Here is a 5,057-nt window from a genome sequence, read left to right on the forward strand (position 1 = left end):
TGGGATATATGGTGGTATGAACGCAAATGCAATATTATCAGGTATTTCAAGTGCCTGAGATTTATGCCAAATGGCATTGTCCATGACTAAAATGATGTGGTCATCGGGATAAGCTTTTGATAATTGACGTAAAAATTCATTCATCCAAGCGGTATTACAACCACTAGCTATTATAGAAAGATTCCCCTGTATGTGCATCTGCCGTACCATAGCAGTAACGAAATTCTCGGATGTGATGGCTTGAGAGCTTCGGACGGTAGTTTTTAGGATTCCAACATGCCCCCAGTTTACTAATCCGACCAAACCCTGCTTCATCTTGAGACATAAGACAGGTTTGCTTATAGGCATTTTGTTCAAGAAACCGCTTACTTGTTTTTTCCTTGTACAAAGATTTTATTTTTAGACGCTAAAAGCGTTTCGGCGTCTGCTTTCTTTGGATGTTCTGGACGGGGGCTAATTTTTGTTGCTTACTGCGTAAGCTTTATTTCTCGTCTCAAAGAATCTTTTGATTCTTTGACCCATCCATGACGTTTCAATAGTTGGTAAAAAACATCTTTAGTCGTCGTACGACCAAGTTTATCTTGATAAGCTCTATAGAGGGATTCAACAGTTACAAACTCTCCGTAGACAGCAGAAGCTAACTGCTCGCTCAAAAAGCTTGTTCTTCTTCAACTGTCATATAAGCGTGGCGACGACCTCCTCTAGCATCTGAAGTAAGACATGTTAAACCATATTCTTGATATTTCTTAGTCAATCTCCAAACCGTATCATGTGAGACATCAAGCATATCCATAATGGATTTGTAGGGAGTTTGGATTGCCCTGAGATAAACTGCTTGAATACGTTTGTGGTAAGGTGCTGAGTTTTTATCTTTTAGAGCTGTTTTGAGCTCTGTTATCATTTCGTTAGTAAATTCCATGTTTCAGCTAATAATATAGGGGGCTATTTTTAGAAAAATTCGAAAAAACTTGAAAAATCTGAAAATTTACGCAATTTCCTATTGACAAATAGTTTGAAAACAGTTATCATAGTATACAAATAAATGAGAAAGGGAAACAGAGATGTTACAAATGTGTCAAAATCATTCAGCTAATCATACTTATTTCTACGGCTATTTTAGATAGTGTTTGTAGACATGGTAAACATGGATGCAAACACGGGAACGTAAAGTTTGTATCTATGTGGCTGTAGCTATTTTGACATGTGCCCATAGATGATACATCTAAATGGCACGGATAATTCATTCTGTTTTCCTACACAGATGAAATATAAGGACCGTTTAGAGTGTAGTCTAAGCGGTCCTTTCTTGTTTGCTATTATATTTATAAAAGGAGAATAATCATGGGATTTAAAAAAATTATACTTAGTTCAGTAGCACTTTTGTCAGCAGTAACGCTTGCTGCATGCAGTCCCAATTCGTCAGATTCAAGTTCAGTCAATGTTGGTATTATTCAATATGCGGAACATGAAGCGTTGAGCTCAGCTCGTGAAGGCTTTGTAGAGGCGCTCGAAGATGCAGGCTACAAGGAAGGTGAAAATCTGACGATTGATTTGCAAAATGCCCAAGGTGATCAAGCAAACTTACAGACAATGGTTGAGAAATTGGCAGGAAAAAATGATCTTAACTTTGCCATCGCAACACCGGCAGCCCAAGCCATGCTTAATGCAGATAGTGAAACATCAAGTGTATTCACAGCTGTCACAGATCCAGTTGAAGCAGGTTTGGTTGAATCATTGGAAAAACCAGGTGGGACCATGACGGGATCGACTGATGCAACTGATGTGGAAGGTCAAATCGAGATGTTGCTCAAAGTTGTACCAACTGCGAAGACTGTCGGTATTTTCTACAATTCTAGCGAGGTAAACTCAGAAGTCCAAGCTGAGCAGGCTAAAAAAGCACTCGAAGCAAAAGGTGTAAAAGTAGAAGTGACAACAGTTACGACGACAAACGATGTTCAGCAAGCTATTACTTCACTTGCAGGAAAAGTCGATGCTATCTATCTTCCAACTGATAATACAGTTGCCTCTACAGCTTCAACAATCGGTGATATTTTAAAAGAAGCAAAAGTTCCAGCTATGGGAAGTGACGCGGCAGTTATTGACGCAGCTCTATTTACCTACGGTGTCGACTACCATGCTATCGGTGTTCAAGCTGGTGAATTGGCTGTTAAGATTTTGAAGGGTGAAAAGCCTGCTGACTTAGCAGTTGAAAAACCAAATACAGCAGCTATTACCGTCAATGAAGAAATGGCTAAAGCTGTTGGTATTGATGCAGCAACTATAAAAGCATTAGAAGAGTAAAATATTTAGGAGAAGAAACGTTTATGTATTATAAGCTAGTAAAAAAATTGGCAACTATTTCAGTAGCAAGTATGGGTTTGCTAACACTTGCAGCTTGTTCCTCATCATCAGAACAAGCTTCCTCAGATGTGGTCAAAGTTGGAGTTCTCCAATATATGGAGCATGAATCATTGACAGCTGCCCGTGAGGGTTTTGTGGCGGAATTAGAAGAAAATGGCTATAAAGAGGGTGAAAAATTGGTTTTGGATTATCAAAATGCCCAAGGCGATCAAGCTAACCTTCAAACCATTTCAGAACAATTAATCGATGGAAATGATATTGTCTTGGCAATCGCTACGCCGTCTGCCCAGAGTTTAGCGACTGTGTCTACTGAAACGCCGATTGTCTTTACTGCGGTTACAGATCCCTTGTCAGCTGACTTGGTAGAATCCATTGAAAAACCAGGTGGACTTTTGACAGGTACATCTGATCAAGCTCCAATTGACAAACAGGTTGAATTGCTAGGTCAAGCTGTTCCAGATGCTAAGACTGTTGGTATTTTGTACACTACTAGCGAACGTAATTCAGAAGTCCAGGTAGAGCAAGCTAAGGAATTGCTAGAAAAAGCAGGTTATAAGGTAGTAGTAAAAGGAATCACATCTTCAAATGAAGTCCAAGATGCGACAACCAGCTTGATGAAGGATGTAGATGCTGTCTTTGTTCCGACTGATAATACAGTTGCTTCAACCATGACCATGATTGGTGAATTATCTGTGGAGCATAAGGTTCCAGTAATCGGTGGTTCAACGGACATGGTGGATGAAGGAGGTCTTTTGACTTACGGTACCAACTATGAAGCTTTAGGTCGTCAAACTGCAAAAATGGCTATTAAGATTATCGAAGGAGCTAATGTGTCAGAAACGGCAGTAGAATACCCAGAGACCGTCAGTCTTCACGTTAATGAAGAAATGGCTCAGAAATTAGGTATTGATACTTCTAAGCTTGCTGTATCTGAATAAGATCGGTAAGATAGAACCTAGTATTGACTACGAATTTAGAAAAAGGAGAAAATCGTGGATATTATTTTATCAAGTATCTCGCAAGGCTTGCTTTGGTCAGTTATGGCGATTGGTGTTTACTTGACGTTTCGTATTTTAGATATTGCTGATATGACAGCTGAGGGATCTTATCCGCTTGGAGCTGCTGTTTGTGCGACAGGGATTGTGAACGGAGTGAATCCCTTGCTGGCAACCTTTATGGCTATGGTAGCTGGTATGGGTGCAGGCTTGATTTCTGGTTTACTTCATACAAAACTAAAAATTCCAGCTCTTTTGACCGGTATTGTAACCTTGACAGGTCTCTACTCTATCAACTTGAAAATCTTAGGCAAAGCCAATGTAGCTCTACTTAAGCAAGAAACTCTAGTGACCCAATTGCAGGATTTCGGTTTGACAAAAACAAATGCCGTTTTGGTGATTGGTCTGGTCTTTGTACTAGCAGTTGTAGGCTTATTGACGCTCTTGCTCAATACACAAATTGGTCTAGCTATTCGTTCAACAGGGGATAATATTCCAATGAGTGAGTCCAATGGTATCAATGTAGATAATATGAAAATCTACGGCTATATGTTGTCGAATGGTCTAATTGCCCTTTGTGGTGCTCTTCTTACTCAGAATAATGGCTATGCAGATCTCAACTCAGGTACTGGTACCATTGTTATCGGTCTAGCATCTGTCATTATTGCAGAAGTTATCTTGCGTAACTTACGCTTGGGTTGGAGACTCCTATCGGTTGTTCTCGGTGCAGTTGTTTACCGTTTGATTATCTTAGCGATTTTGGAAATTCCAGGTATGGATGCAGACCTTGTTAAACTCTTCTCAGCTATCCTTCTGGCAACCGTTCTCTATGTGCCAGAATTGCAGAAGAAATTGAATATTCGTCGTCCAAAATTGAATGGAAATGCTTAGGAGGAAGTCATGTCTACAATTTTATCAATTCAAAATATTCATAAAACCTTCGAAGCTGGAACAGTTAATGAGAACCATGTCCTTCGTGGGTTGAACCTAGATGTGAAAGAAGGGGATTTTATCTCTATCATCGGTGGTAATGGTGCTGGTAAATCAACTTTCATGAACTCACTTGCAGGTGCCTTGACGGTTGATTCGGGCGATATTTTGCTTGAAGGTAAATCCATTAAGCATGTCTCAGCTGCCAAACGCTCTAAGGACATCAGCCGTGTTTTCCAAGATCCTAAGATGGGAACAGCTTCTCGATTGACCATTGAAGAAAACATGGCTATTGCCTATCGTCGTGGATTGTCACGTGGTCTTGGCTGGGGTGTGAAGGATAGTGAACGTGCTATTTTTAAGGAAGCCTTGAAAGAGCTTGGTCTGGGACTAGAAAACCGTATGAAAGTAGATACGCAGTTCCTTTCAGGTGGTCAACGTCAGGCTCTGACCTTGATGATGGCTTCGCTTGTGAAACCAAAAGTTCTGCTCCTGGACGAACACACTGCGGCCCTTGATCCAAAAACCAGCGATATGGTTATGGAATTGACCAAGAAAATCGTGGAAAGTCACCAGTTGACAGCTCTGATGATTACGCATAATATGGAAAACGCCATTGAATATGGTAATCGTTTGGTCATGTTGCACCGTGGTCAGATTGTTGTCGATGTAGAAGGAGAAGAGAAGAAGAACTTGACCGTTCAAAACTTGATGGACCTTTTCTACAAAAACAGCGGTGAGAAACTAACTGACGATGAGATGATTTTATAG

4 protein-coding genes and 1 pseudogene are annotated in these 5,057 nt (G+C 40.3%); 4 read left to right on the forward strand and 1 reads right to left on the reverse strand.

The features are described from left to right. Window positions 1–919: pseudogene (locus F9856_RS12255) on the reverse strand (IS630 family transposase); the annotation flags it as partial. A 422-nt stretch (window positions 920–1,341) separates the two neighbouring features. On the opposite strand from F9856_RS12255, the gene F9856_RS11630 reads away from it, so the two are divergent. Genes F9856_RS11630 through F9856_RS11645 form a run of 4 tightly spaced genes read left to right on the forward strand, consistent with a single transcriptional unit; the run spans window position 1,342 to window position 5,057 of the window. Beyond that, window positions 1,342–2,301 (forward strand): ABC transporter substrate-binding protein, encoded by a 960-nt coding sequence (locus F9856_RS11630; RefSeq protein WP_202106693.1) that lies wholly within the window; start codon window positions 1,342–1,344, stop codon window positions 2,299–2,301. 23 nt (window positions 2,302–2,324) lie between these two features. Further along, window positions 2,325–3,299, forward strand: coding sequence for an ABC transporter substrate-binding protein (locus F9856_RS11635; RefSeq protein ID WP_029188180.1), 975 nt, complete (start codon window positions 2,325–2,327; stop codon window positions 3,297–3,299). Between the two features lie 54 nt (window positions 3,300–3,353). Then, complete coding sequence (locus tag F9856_RS11640) at window positions 3,354–4,247, forward strand: ABC transporter permease (protein WP_024378161.1); 894 nt, start codon at window positions 3,354–3,356, stop codon at window positions 4,245–4,247. Window positions 4,248–4,256: 9 nt separating this feature from the next. Then, entirely contained in the window at window positions 4,257–5,057 is an 801-nt protein-coding gene (locus F9856_RS11645; RefSeq protein ID WP_002940641.1) for an ABC transporter ATP-binding protein, read from the forward strand.

This window comes from Streptococcus suis (genome assembly GCF_016743335.1).
Lineage (GTDB): Bacteria > Bacillota > Bacilli > Lactobacillales > Streptococcaceae > Streptococcus > Streptococcus suis_Y.